This is a genomic window from Marinobacter segnicrescens (genome assembly GCF_900111555.1).
Lineage (GTDB): Bacteria > Pseudomonadota > Gammaproteobacteria > Pseudomonadales > Oleiphilaceae > Marinobacter > Marinobacter segnicrescens.
In genome coordinates this window covers 83,681-105,714 of record NZ_FOHZ01000001.1, presented here as the reverse complement: position 1 = coordinate 105,714, position 22,034 = coordinate 83,681, and the positions used below count along the sequence as shown (strand labels likewise).

The 22,034-nt window shown below is 60.0% G+C and carries 19 protein-coding genes and 2 tRNA genes; 13 read left to right on the top strand and 8 right to left on the bottom strand.

The genetic code is table 11. The annotated features are described in order from the left end of the window. Nucleotides 1-48: 48 nt before the first annotated feature. The 8 genes from rlmN (at nt 49) to der (ending at nt 9,000) form a co-directional block, all read left to right on the top strand. Nucleotides 49-1,161, top strand: a complete 1,113-nt coding sequence (rlmN, locus tag BM036_RS00475; protein WP_091848272.1) for a dual-specificity RNA methyltransferase RlmN — start codon at nt 49-51, stop codon at nt 1,159-1,161. 27 nt (nt 1,162-1,188) lie between these two features. Then, nucleotides 1,189-2,016, top strand: coding sequence for a type IV pilus biogenesis/stability protein PilW (gene pilW / locus BM036_RS00470; RefSeq protein WP_091848271.1), 828 nt, complete (start codon nt 1,189-1,191; stop codon nt 2,014-2,016). After that, nucleotides 2,003-3,061 carry a RodZ domain-containing protein gene (locus tag BM036_RS00465; protein WP_091848270.1) on the top strand — a complete coding sequence of 353 codons (1,059 nt, stop codon included), beginning with the start codon at nt 2,003-2,005 and terminating at the stop codon, nt 3,059-3,061. The genes pilW and BM036_RS00465 overlap by 14 nt, the downstream gene beginning before the upstream one ends. A 75-nt stretch (nt 3,062-3,136) precedes the next feature. Beyond that, nucleotides 3,137-4,255 carry a flavodoxin-dependent (E)-4-hydroxy-3-methylbut-2-enyl-diphosphate synthase gene (gene ispG, locus BM036_RS00460; RefSeq protein ID WP_091848269.1) on the top strand — a complete coding sequence of 373 codons (1,119 nt, stop codon included), beginning with the start codon at nt 3,137-3,139 and terminating at the stop codon, nt 4,253-4,255. A gap of 64 nt (nt 4,256-4,319) precedes the next feature. After that, the gene (gene hisS, locus BM036_RS00455) at nt 4,320-5,576 is read left to right on the top strand and encodes a histidine--tRNA ligase (RefSeq protein ID WP_218144754.1); all 1,257 of its coding nucleotides are present in this window, start codon (nt 4,320-4,322) and stop codon (nt 5,574-5,576) included. Between the two features lie 65 nt (nt 5,577-5,641). Further along, nucleotides 5,642-6,298: a YfgM family protein gene (locus BM036_RS00450; protein WP_091848267.1), complete on the top strand. Its 657-nt coding sequence runs from the start codon at nt 5,642-5,644 to the stop codon at nt 6,296-6,298. Beyond that, the gene (gene bamB, locus BM036_RS00445; protein WP_091848266.1) at nt 6,298-7,467 is read left to right on the top strand and encodes an outer membrane protein assembly factor BamB; all 1,170 of its coding nucleotides are present in this window, start codon (nt 6,298-6,300) and stop codon (nt 7,465-7,467) included. Before BM036_RS00450 ends, bamB begins: the two co-directional genes overlap by 1 nt. Nucleotides 7,468-7,578: 111 nt before the next feature. Further along, nucleotides 7,579-9,000: a ribosome biogenesis GTPase Der gene (gene der, locus BM036_RS00440; protein ID WP_091848265.1), complete on the top strand. Its 1,422-nt coding sequence runs from the start codon at nt 7,579-7,581 to the stop codon at nt 8,998-9,000. A 25-nt stretch (nt 9,001-9,025) separates the two neighbouring features. Here der and pta read toward each other — a convergent pair whose 3' ends face one another. From pta to BM036_RS00425, 3 genes are all read right to left on the bottom strand, one after another. Next, nucleotides 9,026-11,167: a phosphate acetyltransferase gene (pta, locus tag BM036_RS00435; RefSeq protein ID WP_091848264.1), complete on the bottom strand. Its 2,142-nt coding sequence runs from the start codon at nt 11,165-11,167 to the stop codon at nt 9,026-9,028. A gap of 11 nt (nt 11,168-11,178) precedes the next feature. Beyond that, a complete protein-coding gene (locus tag BM036_RS00430) occupies nt 11,179-12,387 on the bottom strand; it encodes an acetate/propionate family kinase (protein WP_091848263.1) in 1,209 nt (402 codons plus the stop codon). Nucleotides 12,388-12,461: 74 nt separating this feature from the next. Continuing rightward, nucleotides 12,462-14,867 carry a bifunctional diguanylate cyclase/phosphodiesterase gene (locus BM036_RS00425; RefSeq protein WP_091848262.1) on the bottom strand — a complete coding sequence of 802 codons (2,406 nt, stop codon included), beginning with the start codon at nt 14,865-14,867 and terminating at the stop codon, nt 12,462-12,464. A 279-nt stretch (nt 14,868-15,146) separates the two neighbouring features. Between BM036_RS00425 and ccoM the strand changes: the two genes are divergently transcribed. Further along, on the top strand, nt 15,147-15,290 hold the full coding sequence (gene ccoM / locus BM036_RS20030; RefSeq protein WP_177185953.1) for a cytochrome c oxidase subunit CcoM: 144 nt from the start codon (nt 15,147-15,149) through the stop codon (nt 15,288-15,290). Nucleotides 15,291-15,297: 7 nt separating this feature from the next. Here ccoM and BM036_RS00420 read toward each other — a convergent pair. The 3 genes from BM036_RS00420 to BM036_RS00410 form a co-directional block, all read right to left on the bottom strand. Next, a tRNA-Glu gene (locus tag BM036_RS00420) sits at nt 15,298-15,373 on the bottom strand. A gap of 107 nt (nt 15,374-15,480) precedes the next feature. Continuing rightward, nucleotides 15,481-16,395 (bottom strand): TIGR01777 family oxidoreductase, encoded by a 915-nt coding sequence (locus BM036_RS00415; RefSeq protein ID WP_091848261.1) that lies wholly within the window; start codon nt 16,393-16,395, stop codon nt 15,481-15,483. Then, on the bottom strand, nt 16,388-16,765 hold the full coding sequence (locus BM036_RS00410; protein ID WP_091848260.1) for a sirohydrochlorin chelatase: 378 nt from the start codon (nt 16,763-16,765) through the stop codon (nt 16,388-16,390). The genes BM036_RS00415 and BM036_RS00410 overlap by 8 nt, the downstream gene beginning before the upstream one ends. Before the next feature lie 82 nt (nt 16,766-16,847). On the opposite strand from BM036_RS00410, the gene BM036_RS00405 reads away from it, so the two are divergent. From BM036_RS00405 to BM036_RS00390, 4 genes are all read left to right on the top strand, one after another. Further along, complete coding sequence (locus tag BM036_RS00405) at nt 16,848-17,456, top strand: DUF924 family protein (RefSeq protein WP_091848259.1); 609 nt, start codon at nt 16,848-16,850, stop codon at nt 17,454-17,456. Nucleotides 17,457-17,560: 104 nt separating this feature from the next. Continuing rightward, a tRNA-Gly gene (locus BM036_RS00400) sits at nt 17,561-17,636 on the top strand. A 113-nt stretch (nt 17,637-17,749) separates the two neighbouring features. Then, the gene (locus tag BM036_RS00395; protein ID WP_091848258.1) at nt 17,750-18,553 is read left to right on the top strand and encodes an MOSC domain-containing protein; all 804 of its coding nucleotides are present in this window, start codon (nt 17,750-17,752) and stop codon (nt 18,551-18,553) included. Between the two features lie 8 nt (nt 18,554-18,561). Then, nucleotides 18,562-20,508 carry an ATP-binding cassette domain-containing protein gene (locus BM036_RS00390; RefSeq protein WP_091848257.1) on the top strand — a complete coding sequence of 649 codons (1,947 nt, stop codon included), beginning with the start codon at nt 18,562-18,564 and terminating at the stop codon, nt 20,506-20,508. 75 nt (nt 20,509-20,583) lie between these two features. Here BM036_RS00390 and BM036_RS00385 read toward each other — a convergent pair whose 3' ends face one another. Together BM036_RS00385 and BM036_RS00380 are read right to left on the bottom strand one after the other, a co-directional pair. Then, nucleotides 20,584-21,015 carry a universal stress protein gene (locus tag BM036_RS00385; RefSeq protein WP_091848256.1) on the bottom strand — a complete coding sequence of 144 codons (432 nt, stop codon included), beginning with the start codon at nt 21,013-21,015 and terminating at the stop codon, nt 20,584-20,586. A 182-nt stretch (nt 21,016-21,197) separates the two neighbouring features. Beyond that, nucleotides 21,198-22,010, bottom strand: a complete 813-nt coding sequence (locus BM036_RS00380) for a hypothetical protein (RefSeq protein WP_091848255.1) — start codon at nt 22,008-22,010, stop codon at nt 21,198-21,200. Nucleotides 22,011-22,034 lie beyond the last annotated feature (24 nt).

Below are 22,034 nucleotides of genomic sequence, written 5' to 3'. Positions count from 1 at the left end.
TCCGGGGCGGCTGCGGCCGCCCCGTCTGTTACCTGATCGAGACTGACCATGACTGCTGCTGTCGAAAAAACCAATCTGCTGGGAATGCCCAAGGCCAAGCTTGAGGCATTCTTCGAAACATTGGGGGAGAAGCGTTTCCGCGCAACCCAGGTGCTACAGTGGATCCATCAGCGGGGTGTGGACGACTTCGATGAGATGACCAACATGAGCAAGGCCCTGCGGGAGAAGCTCAAGGAGGTTGCCGAAGTTCGTGGGCCGGAAGTGGTCTACGATGAGTCTTCCAAAGACGGTACCCGCAAATGGGTCATGCGCATGGACTCCGGCAACAGTGTCGAAACCGTGCTGATACCGGATGGCGAACGGGGCACCCTGTGTGTGTCTTCACAGATCGGCTGCAGCCTTGACTGTACCTTCTGTTCAACCGGCAAGCGGGGGTTTAACCGTAACCTGACCGCCGCCGAGATCATCGGCCAGGTATGGGTGGCACGTAAGGCCTTCATGCCCTTTGAGCCCAATGCGGACCGTCCCATAACCAACGTGGTCATGATGGGGATGGGTGAACCGTTGCTGAATTTCGACAACGTTGTCGACGCCATGAACCTGATGATGGAAGACCTGGCCTATGGCATTTCCAAGCGCCGGGTAACGGTGAGTACATCAGGGGTCGTGCCTGCGCTGGATCGCCTGGGGGAAGTGACCGATGTTTCCCTGGCCATTTCACTCCATGCGCCGAATGATGAATTGCGAAATCAGCTGGTCCCTCTCAACAAGAAATATCCGATTGCCGAGCTGCTGGCAGCCACTCGCCGCTACTTGTCCCGACTGCCGGACAAGCGCAAGGCCACCATCGAATACACGGTCATTGAAAATACCAATGACCAGCCGGAGCATGCACGGCAACTGGCAGAGGTCTTGCGGGGACTCCCGTGCAAGATCAACCTGATTCCCTTTAACCCGTTTCCGGAAAGCGATTTCCGTCGTCCGAGTATGAATGCGACGCGTCGATTCCAGAAAATTCTCAATGAAGCGGGGTACATCACAACCATTCGTACCACAAGGGGCGATGATATTGACGCCGCTTGCGGTCAGCTCGTGGGTCGTGTGGAAGACCGGACCAGGCGCAGCCAGCGCTATATCCCGGTGCACCAGATGACACCCTAACCCCGATACAGGCTTCAGGAAGAGACCATGCGTTCAGTGTTGTCACCAGGTTCCGGCATTAGTAACCGTTTTATCCTGTCCCTGTGCATGCTGCTACTTGCGAGCCTGTTTGCCGGCTGTGTTACGACCACGGACAGCCGGTTTGCGCGGGAAGAAGACGAGGACAAGGCGGTCGCCAACTACGTTCAGCTGGCCACAGCCTACCTTTCCCAGGGGAACACTGACCGTGCCCGAAAACACCTGGAGCGGGCCCTGGACCTGCAGGCAGATGACCCTGCGGCACTGGCTACCCAGGGGCTTCTGATGCAGCGTGAGGGCGAGCCCGAGCTGGCCGAGGAATCCTATCGTAAGGCCCTTCGCAGTGACCCGGGGTATACTCGAGGCCGTGTGTTCTACGGTGCCTTTCTGTACCGTGAGGAGCGCTATGAAGAGTCCCGGGAACAGTTCGTCACGGCCTCCCGTGATACCGGTTACGAGGATCGTGCTTCCGTTTTCTATAACCTGGGGCGGGCCAGCGAACGTACCGGAGACATGGATGCCGCGGTCGGAGCCTACCGCCGCGCACTGGAACTTGATCGTGGCAATCCACGGTGGTTGCTTGCCCTGTCACGGGCGCTTGTGGAGACGGGAGACTACGCTGCGGCCTCAGGGTATTACAGTCGCCTGACCACCATGATGCAGCGTAACCCACAGCTGAGCCATACCCCTGAAAGCTTGCTGGTGGGTATCCGGATTGCCAGGCACTTCCGTAATTACGACCAGGAATCCAGTCTCGCACTGCTGCTTCGCAACCAGTATCCGGACTCCGAAGAATATCGACAATACAAGGTGTTAACGGCCGATGACAACGGATAACGCCAAGCAGGAAAGCCATCAGCCAGGTGTCGGTGAGCGCCTGAGGAAGGCCCGTGAAGCTGCCAGACTGACCGTTACCGAAGTGGCTGATCGCCAGCACCTTCGCCCGGCTGTGATCTCGGCGATCGAGAACGGCGATTACAAACAGATTGACAGCGAGCTGTTTCTAAAGGGGTATGTGCGGACCTACGCATCACAGGTAGGCCTTGACCCGGAAAGCGTGATTCGGCAACTGGACAGTGAGCTGGAACCGCTGCGGGAAGAACAGAAGGCTCGGGTGGAGGCCAATCCCCTGATCAACATTGAGCGACGCAAGCGCCGCAAGCGTCAGATCGCCCGTATCGTGGTGATTCTGGTAATCCTGGCGGTGCTTTTCTATGGCGGATCACTGTACCTGGCTCGCGAGCAGGCGGAGGTCACAGGGCAAACTGCAGGCGAGGGCAGCGCCCCGCAGCCAGGCCAGGTGGAAGAGGGCACGGGGGACGCTCTCCCGACAGGCACCCAGATTACATCGGAACGAATTCAGGGTGGCTCGGATGGCACACTGGAATCCACGGGTTCTCCCAATGACACCAGCGGCTCTGGTGTCGATTCCGGCATCAGCGATGCGGCCGGTGCAGACGATGGGTCATCCGTTGATGCGACCGTCCAGACTCAGGTTGAATCGGGTCAGGACGTTGATGACAGCGCGGCTGAACTCGTGGATAACAGCGCCGGTGCCCCGTCGGAAGCTGCTGACCAGGACACCGCCGTCCGCTCTGAACCCCTGGACGAAGTTGACCCTGCTGTTAGTGTTGCCGATGAGGGCCGCCTGACGATCGAATTTTCTGGTGACTGCTGGGTCGAGGTACAGGACAGTTCAGGTCGCACCCTTGAGGCATCTCTGCGTTCAGCCGGCGATACCCTGGAGCTGACCGCAGAGCCACCGCTGCGGGTCGTACTTGGAGCCGTTAGCGGCGTGGATTCGGTGCGATTCGGTGGAGAGGCAGTAAACCTGTCTGAGCGCCAGGTACGGAATAACCGGCTGGTCCTGAACCTGCCGTAACAGGGTGGCCGGAGCGGTCTGTCGCATCGGCCCTCCCACAGCAACGATCTAAATTTCACATCGGTTTGGCCGTTTATGAAACTCGAATCCCCCATTAAAAGACGCAAGTCCCGCCAGATTCATGTCGGCAACGTACCGGTCGGTGGTGATGCACCCATTGCGGTTCAAAGCATGACCAACACGGAAACCTGTGATGTGGATGCTACCGTTGCCCAGATTGAGGCACTCCAGCAGGCTGGCGCCGATATTGTCCGGGTTTCGGTCCCTTCCATGGACGCTGCGGAAGCGTTTGGCAAGATCCGCGCCCGGGTTTCGTTGCCGCTGGTGGCGGATATTCACTTTGACCACAAGATAGCCCTGCGGGTTGCCGAACTGGGGGTTGACTGCCTGCGGATCAACCCCGGCAACATCGGCCGGGAGGACAGAGTGAGCGCGGTTATCCAGGCTGCGCGGGATCGCGGTATCCCCATGAGAATTGGGGTAAATGCGGGCTCCCTGGAAAAAAGCCTTCAGCGCAAGTACGGCGAACCCACGGCAGACGCCCTTGTGGAGTCTGCCATGCGGCACATCGATATTCTGGACAGGTACGATTTCCAGGATTTCAAGGTCAGCCTGAAGGCCTCCGAGGTTTTCATGACAGTGGACGCCTATCGCAAGATTGCCAGTCAGATCGAGCAGCCCCTGCACCTGGGCATCACCGAGGCCGGTGGCTTCCGTTCCGGCACGGTCAAGTCGTCTATTGGTCTGGGCATGCTGCTTATGGACGGCATCGGGGATACGATCCGGGTGTCACTGGCGGCGGACCCGGTACAGGAAATCAAGGTGGGCTTCGATATTCTCAAGAGCCTGCGCCTTCGGAGCCACGGCATCAACTTTGTCGCGTGCCCGAGCTGTTCCCGCCAGAACTTTGATGTCATCCAGACCATGAATGACCTGGAAGCCCGCCTGGAGGACGTTAACGTGCCCCTGGACGTGGCCATTATCGGCTGCATCGTTAACGGCCCGGGCGAAGCCAAGGTGGCGGATCTGGGACTGACCGGTGGTTCGCCGAAAAACCTGTTCTACGCCGCTGGCAAACCCAACCAGAAACTGGACAATGCCAACCTCACTGATGACCTGGAGCGGCTGATCCGGGAAGAGGTTGCCCGACGCCAGGAACAGGAAGAGTCAATTATTGCGAAGTCCGCTGAGTAATCATTCCGGGCTTCTATCCAACAGAAAAGGTTCTACTTTGGCTAAGATTCAGGCAATCCGCGGGATGAACGATATCCTGCCCGAGCAGACCCCCGTCTGGCAGTATCTTGAGGCCAGGGTGCGCGGGGTGTTGCAGTCTTACGGTTACCAGGAAATCCGTATGCCCGTGGTGGAGCATACCGAACTGTTTCGTCGCTCCATCGGCGAGGTTACTGATATCGTCGAGAAGGAGATGTACACCTTCGACGACCGCAATGGCGACAGTCTTACCTTGCGGCCTGAGGGCACGGCGGGTTGCGTACGCGCCGCCGAAGAACATGGCCTGTTGTTCAACCAGACCCGGCGTTTGTGGTACACGGGTCCCATGTTTCGTCACGAGCGGCCCCAGAAGGGGCGTTACCGTCAGTTCCACCAGTTTGGCGTGGAATGTTTCGGCATGGATGGCCCGGATATTGACGCTGAACTGCTGATCCTTACCTCAAGGCTGTGGCAGGCCCTTGGCCTGGAAGCCCATGCCCGGCTCGAAATCAACAGCATCGGTACCGCAGAGGCCCGCGCCGAGTACCGCCAGGCGCTGGTGGATTATCTGGGGGATTACCGTTCCGACCTGGACCCGGACAGCCAGCGTCGCCTGCTGACCAACCCGTTGAGAATCCTCGATTCAAAGAATACCGAGACCCAGCGGATCCTCGAGAAGGCTCCGTCACTTGACGAGTACCTTGATGATGAGTCCCGTGAACACTTCGAGCAGCTGACCGCCATGCTGGATGCGGCCGGGGTGCCCTACACGGTGAACAACCGCCTGGTCCGCGGGCTGGACTACTACGGCAAGACTGTCTTCGAGTGGGTCACAGACAGTTTGGGCGCCCAGGGTACTATCTGTGCCGGCGGTCGCTATGATGGCCTGGTGGAACAACTGGGTGGCCGTCCCACCACAGCTGTCGGCTTTGCCATGGGCGTGGAGCGGCTCATCCTGCTGCTTGAGACCCTTGAGCTGGTGCCGCCGGACGTCAACAACGAAGCGGATGTATACGTTACTGCCATGGGAGAGGCTGCGGTTAGCGCGGCGTTCCGGGCCAGCGAAGCAATACGCTCAGCCATGCCGGGGCGTACAGTCGTGACCCATTGTGGCGGCGGCAGCTTCAAGAGCCAGATGAAAAAGGCCGACCGCAGCGGCGCCCGGGTAGCGATCATCATCGGTGAGAACGAAGTCCGGGACGGAGCCGTTGGCGTCAAGTACCTGCGCGAGGAGCGAGACCAGGAGCAGGTTTCGCTGGACAAGGTTGGCAGCCACCTGGCCAGTCAGTTCGCTAACACCTGACCTCTGCCACGACAGACAATCGCATCAAACACAATCAGAACCGGACAGGACACTCAGGAGTCACCATGGCCGAAATGCGGACCGAAGAAGAACAGATAGAAGCCATCAAACAGTGGTGGAAGAAAAACGGCAGTTCACTGCTGATCGGTATTGCCCTTGCCCTTGCCATTGTCTTTGGCTGGCAGGCCTGGCAGAACCACCAGGCCACCCAGCAGGCGAAGGCTGCCGCGGACTTCGGGCAGCTGATACAGCAGGCCACCGAGGCTTCCTCTGACGAGGACCGTGAATCTGTTGCCTACCTGGCCAACAAGGTCCGGGACGATCATGCTGGTACCGCCTATGCGGTTTACGCCATGCTCATTCTCGCGAACCAGCAGATGATGGCGGATAACGATCCGGCAGCTGCGGCCGAATCCCTTCAGTGGGCCCTGGACCAGTCTGGCTCCAGCGAGGCCCTGTCTCTGGTGGTGCGTACCCGGCTTGCCCGTGCCCAGTATGGCGCCGGTGACTATGACGCAGCCCTGGCTACGGTGCGTGGCGCAGACAACGCAGGTGAGTTTGAAGGCCTGTTGGCCGAACTGGAGGGGGACATCCTGCTGGCAACCGGCGACCAGTCCGGTGCCGAGGAAGCCTATTTGAGGGCTCGTGAGTCTGGTGGTGACGGTGGTATCGGATTACTGCGCCAGAAGCTCGCCAGCCTGGGTGTCGGAGGTGATGCGTGATGGGTTTCAGCCGCCGTCTGAAATCACTTGGCATGCCCCTGGCACTTGCTGGCGTGGCAGCAGTGATGGTGGGTTGTAGCTCGTCGGAAAACCTCGAGAAGCCGGATCCGGTGCCTGAGGTTGTTTCCTCGGTCACATTGAAAGAACAGTGGTCCCTGAATGTGGGGGATGGCCACGACGGTCAGTATCTTCACCTCGAACCGGTGATCGTGGGCGGAAGCCTGTACGCGGTCTCGGCAGACGGTGAAGTGGTCGCAGTGGGTCCCGCTACCGGGGATATACGCTGGCGCGTTGACCTGGACGACCGCATTATGGCCGGTGTTGGCGGCGACAGCCGTCAGCTCTACGTGGTGAACGATAACGCAGAGCTGATTGCCATTGACCGGCAGGAAGGCGAAGAGAACTGGCGTCTGAACCTGCCCAACGAGGTCCTGGCTCCGCCCCAGTCCAATGGCAACCTGGTCTTGACCCAGACCATCGACGGCAAGGTGGTTGCGGCCAACGCCCAGAGCGGTGAACGTCTCTGGCAGTACGATGCGCCTGCACCGTCCCTGTCGATACGCGCAACTGCATCACCGGTGGTCGGTGGCGAACTGGCACTGGTCTCCTTGGCGAACGGACGTGTCGTAGCCCTGGCGCTGGCCAGCGGGCAGCCGGTCTGGCAGTACGTAGTTGGCGAGCCCTCCGGCCGTACCGAGCTGGAGCGCCTGGTGGACGTGACCGCCGAGCCGGTGATCGTAGAAGGCGCGGCGCTGCTTGCCGGGTATCAGGGCAAGCTGGCACTGGTGGACCTGCGAAATGGTGAAGAGATCTGGAGCCGGTCAACATCAACCTTCCATAGCCCGGCGCTGGGTCCCGAGCGGGTCTTTGTGGTCAGCGACAATGGTGATGTGACCGGACTGGATGCTCGCAGCCTGGATGAGGTATGGACCCAGGATGCGCTCTCCTGGCGCCGGTTGTCCGCACCTGCCGTCATTGGTGATCAGTTGGTGGTGGGCGACTATGAGGGCTATCTTCATATCCTGTCCCAGGAAAACGGTCAGTTCCAGGGCCAGGTATCCTTTGACGATGAGGGGATCCGTGCGCCGATGCTGCGCTGGGAGGACCGCCTGGTCGTCTATGGCAACGGTGGTCGCCTCGCTGTGTTTACCCTTGAGAACCGCGATTGACATGCTTTCTGCGGCCTGGTGTTACCAGGCCGCGGTTATAGGGCGATACGTAACGGATCTGCTCCAAATATTCAGGTTATTAACCTTGGCTTCTAACCCCAGGCATACCCAATGACACCGGTAATCGCTCTGGTGGGCCGCCCCAACGTGGGCAAGTCCACCCTGTTCAACCAGATGACCCGTTCCCGCGATGCGCTGGTGGCGGACTTCCCGGGCCTGACCCGCGATCGCAAATATGGCGACGGTAACTATGAGGGCCGTCGCTTCATCGTTATTGATACCGGCGGGCTGACAGGTGATGAGGCAGGGCTGGATGCCGAGATGGCCCGCCAGTCCATGCAGGCGGTGGAAGAAGCCGATATCGTTCTGTTCCTGGTCGACGGGCGCTCTGGCCTGACCGCCGGCGACGAGATGATTGCGGACCACCTTCGCCGCTCTGGAAAACCGGCCCACCTGGTGGTCAACAAGACCGATGGCCAGGATCCGGACGTGGCTGCGGCTGACTTCTACTCCCTGGGCTTCGAGTCAGTCTACCAGATTGCCGCGGCCCATAACCGGGGGATCCGCTCCATGCTGGAGCACCTGCTCGGCGAACTTCCCGAGGAGGAAGAGGACCGTGCCGACAAATACCCCGGCATCCGTATTGGCGTCGTCGGTCGCCCCAATGTGGGCAAGTCAACCCTGGTGAATCGCCTGCTGGGAGAAGAGCGGGTGGTGGTTTATGACATGCCGGGCACCACCCGCGACAGCGTGTACATCCCCTATGAGCGCCAGGGCCAGGAATACACCCTGATCGACACCGCCGGGGTAAGGCGACGCAAGAATGTTCGGGAAGTGGTGGAGAAGTTCTCCATCATCAAGACCCTCAAGGCCATCGAGGATGCCCATGTAGTTATCCTGGTGATCGATGCCCGGGAAGGCCTGGTGGACCAGGACCTGCACCTGATCGGCTTCGTACTGGATGCAGGGCGTTCGCTGGTCATTGCCGTGAACAAATGGGATGGCATGGACCCGGAAGAAAAGGACCGGGTGAAGGAGCAGGTCCGGCGCCGACTCGACTTCCTGGACTACGCCGACAAGCATTATATTTCCGCATTGCACGGCTCCGGGGTAGGGCTGTTGTACGACTCTATCGGTGATTGCTACGAGTCGGCCATGGCGAAATGGTCCACCAACCGCCTGACCGCGATTCTGCAGGATGCCGTTGCCCAGCACCAGCCACCCATGGTTCGGGGGCGTCGGATCAAACTGCGCTATGCACACCAGGGTGGCTCAAACCCGCCGGTAGTGGTGGTGCATGGTAACCAGACGGATGCATTGCCGGGTGCCTACAAGCGCTACCTGGAAAACACGTTCCGCAAGGTGCTCAAGGTCAACGGCTCACCCATCCGCTTTGAGTTCCGCTCTGGTGAAAACCCGTTTGCCGACAAGGTGGACCGGCGAACGCCGCGGCAGAAGGTCAAGCAGGATAACGACCTCAAGAGAGGGCGTCAGATCAAGAAAACCCGCATGAAGAGCAAGAAAAAGGGCTGAGCCAGGCTCGGCCCTTTCCCTCCCGCTATCCGGCAGACTCGGCCTGGGCGGCCTGCACCGCAGTCAGCGCGATGGTAAAGACAATGTCATCGACCAGGGCGCCGCGCGAGAGGTCGTTTACAGGCTTGCGCAGGCCCTGAAGCATGGGGCCGATGCTCACCACGTTTGCACTGCGCTGAACCGCCTTGTAGGTGGTATTTCCGGTGTTGAGGTCCGGGAAGATAAACACCGTGGCCTTGCCGGCCACCGGGCTATCCGGAGCCTTGCTTTTGCCAACATCCGCAATAGCAGCGGCGTCATACTGCAAGGGGCCGTCAATCACCAGGTCGGGGCGCAGTTCCCTGGCAATGCGGGTGGCTTCACGCACTTTTTCCACATCGGCGCCGCTGCCAGAGCTTCCGGTACTGTAACTGATCATGGCTACGACAGGATTGACGCCGAATGCTTGCGCAGAGTCCGCGCTCTGAATGGCAATATCTGCCAGTTCCTCGGCATTGGGGTCCGGGTTGATGGCACAGTCGCCGTAAACCAGTACCTGCTCCGGCAGCAGCATGAAAAAGACCGACGACACCACTTTGGCATGGTCCGCCGTCTTGATGAGTTGCAGGGCCGGACGCACTGTGTTCGCGGTGGTGTGGATGGCGCCTGATACCAGGCCATCAGCTTCGTCCAGTGCCACCATCATGGTGCCAAGCACCACGTTGTCTTCCAGCATGGCTTCCGCCATGTCCGGTGCCAGTCCCTTGTGCTGGCGCAGCTTCACCATCGGGTCCACATACCGTCCCCGGACTGCCGCAGGATTGATGATCTCCAGTTGCTCGGGCAGGGTCAGTCCCTGGGACTCGGCAACCGCTTCGATTTCCTCCCGCTCGCCCAGCAGGATGCAATGGGCCAGTTCCCGCTGGGTGCAGATGATGGCAGCCTGCACCGTGCGTGGCTCACTGCCTTCCGGTAGCACGATGCGTTTGCCGGCCTCCCGAGCCAGCCGGGAAAGCTGGTAGCGAAATGCCGGCGGCGACAGGCGGCGCAGGCGCTCGACCCGGAGATGTTGCTGCAGCCAGTCGGCGTCCAGGCGGGATGCGACGGTTTCCATTACTTTCTCGATGCGGTCCGGGTCATCGGCGGGGACCGCGCCAGGGAGGTTGGCAAGCTGATGAGCGGTCTCATAGGTGTTTGTGTCCGCCTTCAGCACCGGCAGGCCCGTCGCGAGGGCGCGGCGGCACAGTTCAATGGTGCGCTGGTCAGGCATCAGGCCACCGGTCAGCAGCAGGCCAGCCAGGGGAACGCCGTTGAGGGCAGCGACCGCAGTGGCTACCAGGATATCCTCCCGGTCCCCGGGGGTGACCATAAGGGTGCCCGGTCGCAGGGTGTCGATCATGTTGGGAATGGTCCTGGCGCAAACCGAAACCTTCTGTACCCGCCGGCTGTTCAGGTCGCCTTCGTGGAGAATATCGGCCGGCAGAGCCCGGGCGATATCGGACACCCGGGGTGCAAGCAGGTCAGGTTGCCAGGGTATGGAGGCCAGCAGTCGCAGCCGTCCTGAACTGAACATCCGGCACTGGCCCTCGTAGTCCCGGCCCTGGCCTGGCTCCCGCTGGCTGAAGCTGGGCAGGAACCCGGTCTGCTCCGGTTTTCCCACCTTGTTCAGTACCACCCCGATGACGTCCGGGTCTTCCGGGTCAGCAAACAACCGGGCTGAGAAGTCCAGCCACTCATCCAGTTCCTTGCAGCTGCGGCCGTTGGGTGAGCACACCAGTATCACATCCGATCCCAGGTTGCGGGCCATTTCCACGTTCATGCGCGCGGTATAGGCCTCACTGCGGTCGGGAACCAACCCTTCCACGATAACCACGTCCACATCGCGGGCAACCTGCTGGAAGCGGCCGACCATGTTTTCCATAAATTCATCGGTCTTGCCCCGGTTGAGCTGGTTCTGGGCTTCTTTCAGGGGGATCGGGTTCGGCGGGTTGAGATCCGAGCGGGCCCTGACGAACGGTACCGAAAAGTCTTCCTGGGAGCTTTCGCCGGCAGAGCGGGCCGGCTGGCTGACCGGTTTATAGAAGCCGACGCGAACGCCCACGCGGTCGAGGGCACGGAGCAGGCCCAGGCATACAGACGTGAGGCCGCTGTCCAGTTCAGTGGGAGCGATAAAGAGACTCTTTGCCATGGAGAATTCCTTCAGTGGTGCCGGCTTGTTCGTGGGTGGGAGTCTGCCACAAGCGCCCTGGCTTCGCGGGCAATCATGGCCTCTTCGCGTGTTGGGATGACCATGACCGGGAAACGGCTGTTGGCAGCGGCGATATGACCTCCGTGGTTTCGGCCGTGGTGAGCGTTGGCGGCTGGATCCACACGAAACCCGGGCAGGACAAGGTGCTCGAGGGTGCGGGCACGAACGTCCGTGCTGTTTTCGCCGATGCCACCGGTAAATACCAGAGCGTCGAGCTGTTCGAGTGAGACCATCATGGCGCCAATGTAACGGGCGAGCCGGAAGCAGAACACTTCGAAGGCATCCTTGCATTGCCCGTTGCCTTCACGGGCAGCGTTTACCAGGTTTCGCATATCGCTGGTATGTCCGGAGAGGCCGAGGAGGCCGCTTTCACGGTTGAGGATCCGATGGGTTTCCTCTGCGGTGACGCCTTTGGCAGCCAGGAAGTCGAACAGCCCCGGGTCCACGTCACCACTACGGGTGCCCATGACCAGTCCTTCCAGGGGCGTCAGGCCCATGCTGGTATCGACACTCTGGCCGTTACGTATGGCGGTAATGCTGCAACCATTACCCAGGTGGGCGGAAATAATGGAGGTTTCCTCAAGCGGTTTGTCGAGTCGTCGGGCTGCTTCTTCGGCCATGTACTGGTGACTGGTGCCGTGAAACCCGTAACGCCGAACCCCGTAGTCTTCATAGAATCGGCGTGGTAAGGCATAAAGCCACGCATGGCGGGGGAGGCTCTGGTGGAAAGCGGTATCGAAAACGGCCACCTGGGGTACTTCCGGAAAAAGCCGGCGTGCGGCCTCGATGCCGGCCAGGTTCACCGGGTTGTGGAGCGGGGCAAGGTCTGCGCAGGATTCAATGGCACGGATGGCATTCTCATCCAGCAGGGCGGCCTTGTGGAAGGCCTCGCCACCGTGCACTACCCGGTGGCCGATGGCGGTTGGCTCGGTGGAAAGATAACCGGCCCTTTGCAACCACTCGATGGAGGCCTCGAGGGCCTGGTGATGGTCTGCCATGGCCGGTAACGATACGGACTCCTCCCCGTCGGCAACCAGCCGGGCGTCGGGCTGGCCGAGCTTTTCGGCGAGGGCGCTCACCAGCACCGTGCCGTGGGAGTCGAATACGGCGATCTTGACGGAAGAGCTGCCGCAGTTAACGACCAGTATCTGATCATCCATGGGTGAAGACATCCTTGGTTGATTGGGTTTGTAACGACGCCGATATCGTCAGTTCCGGCATTTTCGGTGTCGGCTCAATGATCCCGGAGCCAGGCCAGGAAGTCTGGTTCGGGGGCTGGCCGGCTGTAAAGATAGCCCTGGGCAAAGTCGCAGTGATGTTTCCTGAGGAAATCCTGCTGGGCCGGCTCTTCAACCCCTTCGGCGACTACCGTCAGTTTTAGGCTGTGGGCCATGTTGATGATGGCGAGGACCAGGGATGCATTATCCCCGGACACCATTACATCGGCCACGAAGGCCTTGTCGATCTTGAGGGAATCAAAGGGGTAGCTTTTCAGGTAACTGAGGGCGGAAAAGCCCGTGCCGAAGTCATCGACCGACAGGCGGATACCGGCCTCGTCCAGTTGCCGGAGGATGGTAGCGGTTTCGATACTGTTGTCCAGTATAAGGCGTTCCGTGATTTCCATTTCCAGTCGATTCGGCGGCAAGTCGCAGGCAGTGAGGATTTCCAGCGTCGACTCGACAAACTCAGGATCGCGGAACTGCCGGGGGGACACGTTGACCGCGATCTGCAACTCCCGCCCGGTTGCCTCCTGCCAGCGTCGGGCCGCCATGCATGCCTGTTCCAGGACCCAGCGACCAATCGGAATGATCATACCGGTTTCTTCGGCAAGCGGAATGAACCGGTCCGGCATGATCAGGCCCATCACAGGGCTGTTCCACCGCAACAATGCTTCGGCGCCGGTGACGTGGCCGGTCGCAGTTTCCACAATGGGCTGGAACCAGAGCTCGAACTCATCCAGCTCCTGGGCCCGGCGCAGGCGGGACTCCATCTGCAGTCGTTCGTGGGAGACTTCTTTCATCTCTGGCGCGAAGCGCTCCCAGGCGCTCTTGCCCTTGTGCTTGGCCTCGTACATGGCCGCATCGGCATTCTGAAGCAGGGTGCCGGAATTGTCGCAATCGGATGGGTAGATCGCGATGCCGATGCTGGTGGTGACGAACACTTCCTGCCCACCCAGGATAAAGGGTGTGCTGAATCCGGCGAGAATGCGGTCTGCCACCTGCTCGGTGTCGCCAGGATCCTTCAGGCCAGGCAATACCACCAGAAATTCGTCACCACCGAGACGGGCCACGGTGCTGGTTCCGCGGAGACTGGCGGAAATCCGTCGGGCAGCCTCCACCAGCAGGGTGTCACCGGCATCATGGCCCAGGGTGTCATTGATGTGTTTGAAGTTATCCAGGTCGAGGAACATCACCCCCACCAGGGTGTTTTCCCGTTGCGCCTGGGCAAGGGCCAGCTTGAGCCGGTCAAGGGCAAGCATCCGGTTCGGCAGGCCGGTAAGAATGTCATAGTTCGCCTGGCGCAACAGCTGTTGTTCGTAGCGTTTGCGAATGGAAATGTCTTCGCCCACGACCAGGAAGTTGGTGACGCGACCTTCCGGATCCTTGATAGAAGTCACCACAATCTGCTCCCAGAAGCGGTCGCCGTTACGGCGAACACTGTTCACCTCTCCCTGCCAGACACCCACTCGTTGCACCTGAAGGCGGATGGTTTGCCACAGTTGCTGGGTGCTTCGGGTATTTCTTCCCCCCAGGGCGAGATCCCCCGGGCGTTGGCCAAGGACCTGGTCTGCCGGGTAGCCGGTGAGCTGGCTGAACTTCTGGTTGACGAACTCGATACGCCACTGTCGGTCGCATATCATTACCGACGAAGGGCTCTGTTCGACGGCCATGGACAGTTTCCGGATTTCAGATTCGTCCCGCTTGCGGCGTTCGAGGTCCTCAGTGAGTCGCTCACGCATCTGATTGAACGCATCGGTCACCTGGCCGAGCTCGTCTGACCGATAGCGGAGGGTATCAGGTCGGTCAAGCTTCAGTGGCTCATCCAGGTTCTCGAGGGAAAAGTTACGTGCGTAGGAGGCCATCCTCGACAGATGGCGGGTAACCAGCTGGCGCAGGATCCAGACAATGAGGATGGATACCACGAAGGTCTTGAAAAACTGCGTGGTGAGAATGACCCAGATCCTTTGTTGGAGATCGCTGTAGCTACGCTCAAGGGAGGCGGTGACGACCAACTCTCCCAGTTGGGTATCAATGCTCCCCTGATGGCCAATCTGGAAGCTGTGCTGACGGATGGCTGTGCCGTTCTTGGGTCGTTCACCCATTACCAGCTCCGAGTCAGGGTAGATGCGAAGGCGCAGATGTACGATATCCGGCAGTGACAGTATGCCTTCGAGCTGGATCTGGATCAGGTTCTGGTCGAGGGCCCACAGACTGCGGGACAGGCTGGAGCGATAGCCGGTTTCAATGACATGGAGCCTGTCATCGATGACTGAGACGTCTTTCCGGAAATCGGTGTAGATCTGCAAGCCGGAGGCAATCAAGGTGAATACGGAGCTGAACAGCAGGATATACGCCAGCAAACGGAACGACAGGGGCGAGCCGCGGCGAAACTGCTGAAGACGCGAAATCAATCTGGGCATCCCGTTTGTCAGTTTGTCTTCCTGGGTGAAAATTCTGGCAGCTGCCATCAATGCGGTAATAACGCAAGGTATTATCGGAACTGATGAAACGCCATACACGTGTTTCTCGAACTATAGCAGTCTGTCGTCATCAGTGCGTGTTCCGTATCAACTGCGTCGCCCAAAAAGACCGGTTAAAAGCCGTGTACGCTATTGATACACGTCAAGATCAACTCGCGAAGGCAGGCGTAATCTGGATTCAGAAACAGGTTGAACCTGGCATCCACAGGAGGATAAGCCATGTATATGGACGCGGTAGTAATCGCTGGTGTAGGAACCGTACTGTTGATGGTCGGCTTTATGGCAGCAGTAGGCTATTTCGTGATGAGGGACGCCCGACACAAGGCTGTAAAGGCAACGGACCGTAAAACCCATAGTCACTGAGAAAGAGTGGCGTCCCCTAGGGGGTTCGAACCCCTGTTGCCGCCGTGAAAGGGCGGAGTCCTAGGCCACTAGACGAAGGGGACGCATTCCTCAAAACCTTGCCTCGTCGAGGTGGCGCGTATATTAAGAATGCGCCTTGCGGGTGTCAACTATTGCCGGCAAAAAAAATCCTTTAACTGACCGCGACGCTTCAGGCAGGACGGTCAAGTGCCTCGCGAAGTGCCGGTTCCAGGTCAGGGTAGCTGAAGCTGAATCCCCCTGCCTGCAAGCGTTCTGGCAGCGCCCGCTGTCCGGTCAGCAGTAGGCGGGACATCTCTCCCAGTGCAACTTTCAGTGCCACCGCAGGTACCGGAAGTATTGCCGGACGCCCAAGCACCCGGGCAAGGGTACGGGTGAACTCGCGATTCGTTGCAGGGTGGGGACTGACCACGTTATAAGCTCCCTGAGCGTCCCCGTTCTCCACCATCCACAGGATCGCCCTTACCACATCCCGGCGATGAATCCAGGGCATATATTGCACTCCGGAACCTATACGGCCGCCAAGCCCCAGTCGGAAAGGAAGTACCATGCGTTCCAGGAACCCGCCATCGCGGCCTGCGACCACGCCGGTACGCGAATAACAGACCCTTACGCCCTTGTCAGCCAACGGTGCGGCAGCCTTTTCCCAGTCCGCACACAGGCGGTGGCTGAATTCGTCCTTGGGGGGACTGGATTCGGTGACAGGGCGCCCCCCCTGATCCCCGTAAAAGCCCACCGCAGAGCCTGATACCATAACCGCTGGCAGCCGGTCGCAGCTGAGCAGCGCGGTGACCAGCTCCCGGGTCAGGGCAATACGACTGTCCCTGAGTGCCTGCTTGCGGGTCTCGCTCCAGCGTTTCTCGGCGATTCCCTCTCCGGCGAGGTTGACCACGATGTCATAGCCCCGGCTGCCATTGATGGTGGACAGTTCACGGATGGGTGTCACTCTTCCACAAAGGGCACGTACTGCCTCGGACGGTTGCCGGCTCAGAACATCGACGCTGTAGCCGGCCTTGATCAGCTCCTGGCACAGAACCTGACCGATAAATCCGGTGCCACCGGTGACCAAGACGGCTCCTTCAGTCATGGGCGGCCTCCAGGGAATCAGCGACAATGTCCTTAAGTGCCAGCCCCAGTCGCGGATCCTCACCGATTGGGGGCAGCAGGGTAACCTGCACCCCCAGGCGGTCGCGGTAGGCATCAAGCATGGCCGGCACGTCCTTGCGCAGGTGACGACCGGCAGCGAGGAACAGAGGTACCACACGGATGTCGGTTATACCCTCAGCTACGGCTTTCTCGACCTCGGCTTCCAGTGAGGGTTCGGCCAGTTCCATATAGGCCACCCGGGCTTCAGGCAGGCTGTCGAGGGTTGGTGCGGCGAGCGCTTCGAAGGTTTCACACCAGCGACGGTCGCTGCTGCCGTGGGCGAGTAACAGAATCCGTGTTCTGGCCGTCATGGGTCTGGGCTCCTTTGGCGGGTTTCAGAATCAGTGTATAACTGCGAAATCCTGACTGCGAATACCAACAGCCGGAGACTATATGTTCGCTTGGCATGAACTTCTGGATTTCTGGTTTGGCCCGCTGGACCAACACGGGCTACCTGACAAGGCTCATCGGGAAAGGTGGTTCCGGTCTTCACGGGCCTTTGACCAGGAAATCCGCCGCCGTTTCATTTCCATGGTGCTGTTTGCCTCCGAGAACGGCCTGGATCACTGGCGTCGGGAGTCCGGGGGACGGCTGGCAGAAATCATTCTGCTGGACCAGTTTACCCGACATATTCACCGGGGGGGTGAACTTGCCTTTTCCAATGACCGGCAGGCTATCGCCCTGTGCCTTGAAGGGCTGGAGGCAGGGGCTGACACCAGGCTGATTCCCATCCAGCGGGCATTCTTCTACATGCCTCTCCAGCATTCGGAAAAGTCGGCGCACCAGGAACGTTCCGTGGCCCTTTACGAACAGTTGGCGGCCATGGAGGGTGGGCCGCTGGGGGCCTTCCTGGCCAGTTTCCTGGAGTCGGCAAGGGACCACCAGTCAGTTATCGAGCGGTTCGGGCGCTTTCCTCACCGCAACCGGGCCCTGAAGCGGCGTTCGACACCGGCGGAGGAAGCCTACATGGGCGGTGGGGGCAAGAGCTATGGGCAGGGCTGAGTTAACGATGACACGAGGGTTCAAAAATTTTTAACAAAACGGTTGACGGCTTCGGTCCGATCAGTAGAATACGCAGCCGTTGACAGGCCAAGTGCCTTCGACAAGCGGGAATAGCTCAGTTGGTAGAGCACAACCTTGCCAAGGTTGGGGTCGCGAGTTCGAATCTCGTTTCCCGCTCCAGATCCCGGAAACCCGGCCAGAAATGGCCGGGTTTTTTCGTCTCAGGCCCCCTCACTGCGGCCGAACTTCAGTATACTGGCGCGGTTTCTGTAGCCAGCCAGGCCTGCATGCCCATGAAGATCAAAGCGCTCTACTATTATCCGGTCAAGTCCCTGGCCGGAATCGCTACCAATACCTTGCCCCTTGACCGGTTTGGACCGGTAAATGACCGGCGTTGGATGCTGGTAGATGAGCAAGGTCGGTTTGTGACCCAGCGGAAGTATCCTGCACTTGTGCAAATAAAACCGGCATTCTCCGATGATGGCCAGCTGGTCCTGGATATCCCGGCGCAGGGCATTGTGACTGTGACGGTGGGTAACCGGGAGCGGCAAGTAACCGTCTGGCGTGACCAGGTCGCTGGTGTTGTCGAAGCCGGCCGTGATGCGTCAGGGGCGCTCTCGGAGTTCCTGGGCAGCACCGTTACCTTGGTATACATGCCGGAGAACGTCACCCGGCCGGCGCGGCACGATTGCCTGACTAAGGTTCATCCGGTCAGCTTCGCGGATGGCTTCCCGTTCCTGGTCACCAGCCAATCCTCGCTGGACGACCTGGCTTCACGGAGACCAGGATACGGTGATATGAGGCGTTTTCGCCCAAACGTCGTGGTGGAAGGCGCACCGGCCTGGGATGAGGACAAGTGGCGTTCGATTCGGCTTGGCGAGGTCTCCGTCGACCTGGTCAAACCCTGCAGCCGTTGCATCATGACCACCGTTGACCCGGACACCGGCATACGCTGCCCCAAGGGCGAACCCCTGAAAACCCTCGCGGGTTTCCGGCGTACCGATGACGGCGTGATGTTCGGTGTCAACGGAGTACATCAGAGCCCGGGTACCCTGCGTGTCGGGGATCCGGTGACGCTCATTGCATCAAAGGAGTAACACCGGTCATGCCATTGCTGACCCTTGAGAACATTTCCCTGGCCTTCGGGATGCAGCCTTTACTGGACCACGCCTCGCTGGTAATCGAGCCCGGTGAGCGGGTCTGCCTGTTGGGCCGCAACGGTGAGGGCAAGTCCACATTGCTGAAGATCATAGCCGGTGACGTGACTCCCGATGGCGGGGTGGTGCGTCTCGACAGCGGTGCGAAGCTGGCGGTGCTGCCCCAGATGCTGCCCACAGACGATACCCGTACGGCCTACGACGTGGTTTCCGGTGCCTTTCCGGAAACCGGTGAACTCCTGGCGAGGTTCCACCACCTGTCCCATCAGGCGGATGAAGCCTCCCTCGATGAGATGATGAAGGTGCAGGAGCGACTGGAAGCGCTGGATGGCTGGCGCCTGGACCAGAAAGTAACGGCGATTCTGCAACAGTACCGCATCGATCCTGACCAGACCCTGAACACATTGTCGGGGGGCTGGCAGCGCCGGGTACTGCTGGCAAAGGCCCTGGTGGCAGAGCCTGACATCCTGCTACTGGACGAGCCCACCAACCACCTGGATGTACCGGCCATTGCCTGGCTCGAGGACGCGCTGGCCCAGTTCCGCGGCGCCATTGTGTTCGTATCCCACGACCGTGCGTTTATCCGTCGTATGGCTACCCGGGTTGTGGAGCTGGATCGGGGGCACCTGGTCAGCTTTGCGGCCAGTTATGACAAGTACCTGGAGCTTAAAGAGAAGGCCCTGGAGGAAGAGGAACGACAAAATGCGCTCTTCGACAAGCGCCTGAAGCAGGAAGAAGCCTGGATTCGCCAGGGCATCAAGGCCCGCCGTACCCGGAACATGGGCCGGGTGAGGGCGCTCAGGGCCATGCGGGAAGAACGACGTCAGCGCCGGGAGCGGGTCGGAACAGCAAGCTTTTCCGTGGAAGATGCCTCACGTTCCGGCAAGCTGGTCGTAGACGCAGCCCACGCCGGTTTCCGCTACCCGGATGGCAAGGAGGTGATCCGGGACCTCACCCTGACCATCCTTCGGGGGGACAAGATTGGCCTGGTGGGGGAGAACGGCACTGGCAAGACCACCCTGGTTCGCTTGTTGCTGGGTGACCTGGAGCCGACCGAGGGCCGTGTCCGCCTGGGTACCAATCGCCAGGTGGCCTATTTCGACCAGCTTCGCGGTGAACTGGACCTGGAGCGCAACGCGCTCGATAACCTGTCGGAAGGCCGTGAGTTTATCGAGATCAACGGTCAGCAGAAGCATGTGCTGGGCTACCTGCAGGAGTTCCTGTTTTCCCCGGAACGGGCACGGTCGCCGGTGCGGGTTTTCTCGGGTGGCGAGCGCGCCCGTCTGCTGCTGGCCAAGCTGTTCAGCAAGCCCGCCAACATCCTGGTGCTGGATGAGCCTACCAACGACCTGGATGTAGAAACCCTGGAACTGCTGGAAGCGCGGCTGGTGGACTTTGCCGGCACTGTTATCGTGATCAGCCACGACCGGGAATTCCTCGACAATATTGCCACCGATACACTGTTCCTCGACGGCTCCGGGCAGGTCCGGGAATACGTGGGTGGCTATTCCGACTGGCGACGCCAGGGTGGCCGCTTTCCGACCGAACTTGAGTCATCCAAGCCAGGGGAATCCGGATCCGGTAAGGGAGCGAGTCCTCGAGCCGCCAGTGCTCCGGAGTCGGGAAAAGCTACGGCATCTGTGGTTGCCACAGAGAAGAAGCCAGCCAAGCTCAGCTACAAACACAAACGGGAACTTGAACAGTTGCCGGGCCAGATCGAGGCCCTGGAGTCACAGCTCGAATCCCTTAACGGGCAGGTGTCGGCGCCGGATTTCTATCAGCAGGGGACCGAGGCGGTGAACGCAGTGCTCAAAGAACTGGCTGATACCGAGGCGAGCCTGGAACAAGCCATGGAGCGCTGGATGGAGTTGGAAGAGATGCAGAACGGCGGCTGATTGCCACCCGGGGCATTACTGGAAACCAGCGGTTGCAGGCGCCCGCCAAAGCGGGCCACGGGCGCCTGCAATGAATCAGTGAATCCTGACCGCCAGCACATCACACTTGGCACCGTGCAGCACGCCATTGGCCGTTGAGCCCAGCAAAAGCTGGATACCACTGCGGCCATGGCTACCCACCACCACCAGGTCCACGCCCTTGTCTTCTGACAGGTGGTGAATCTCGGATTCCGGCCGGCCCACGGTCACAATCTGGTTTTCAGCAGGAATGCCATACTCCTTGCCATACGTAGCGAGCTGTTCCCGCGCCGCCTTGTCGAGTTGATCCTGGAGTTCGCTCAGGTCCATGGGAATATCGCCGCCATAGGCATAGCCCACCGGCTCAACCACGTGGGCCAGCAACAGCTGAGCATTATGTTGCTCGCTCAGGGCTACGGCCTTCTTGAGTACCTGCGGCGCCTCCTCAGTGAGGTCGATCGCTACCATGATCTTGCTGTATACAGACATAGACACTACTCCTTGTTCAGGGAAGAGCGGGACTTGCCTGGTTGAAGCGTGCCCACTCCGGATTGATTACCCAACACTTTAGGCAAGTTTACACCACTGTAAACTGACTGGGGTCAAATAACGAAAAACGGGCCATCCGAAGATGGCCCGTTTCGAGGAACGGAGGCGGGTCTGGTCGGTAATCAGGCGTTCTGCAGAGATGATACAGCGGCGTTCAGTTCTTCCAGGATCGAGCGGGAATAGCGCTCTATCACGAAAACCACGTTCTGCTTGTTGTAGTTAATGTAGGAATCGCGAATGAACCCCCACTTGGTCTTGATTTCTACTGCCGTGCCCCTCAGGTTTCCCTGACCTGTAGACGTTACGAATTCGCCGATCAGTTTGTCCAGTTCACGGGCCTGCTCATCCAGGGGCGCAAGGCCGGAGGCACCCTGGAACGTCTGGGTGACCGGGCTGTAGGAACGGGCGGCATAACGGGAAAGCATCTGTGCCATCAGCACTGACGCCGAGCGGGCAGTTTCAACTTCCGGCTTGACCGGGGTCTGGGAGCTGTCCCGGGCCTGGGCATAGAGCTCCTGGGCAACGTTGCTCAAGGTGACTGCCTGGTTGGCCATTTCCCCCACCAGTCGCAGGTCGGGGTAGCCAATCTCGGTAACGTCGCTGACGTTCTGCGCCATCAGTTCGCTGAAGGTGCCGAACTCGCTGCGCAGGGAGGCAACCTGGTCAGCCGTCAGAACGTTGGCGCCGCTTTCGGATACCGCCTGCAGGTTGCGGGTGGCCTCGCCCATCAATTCCTTGATGGCGGCCTCGGCGGCGGCGTCATTGGTTGCGCTATATCGATAGTAGTTGCTGAGCGCCATGAAATTGTTCACCCGGAACTCGTGGAGGTCACGGAGAAAGGCAGCACCTTCATCGGCACGAACCGAGAACGAGCTGACCAGCAGCAAGACCAGTGCTGCCAGAACAGAGGGTAAGCGGAGGCGAGAGTTATTCATCGGGGCGGTACTCCATGGAGATGC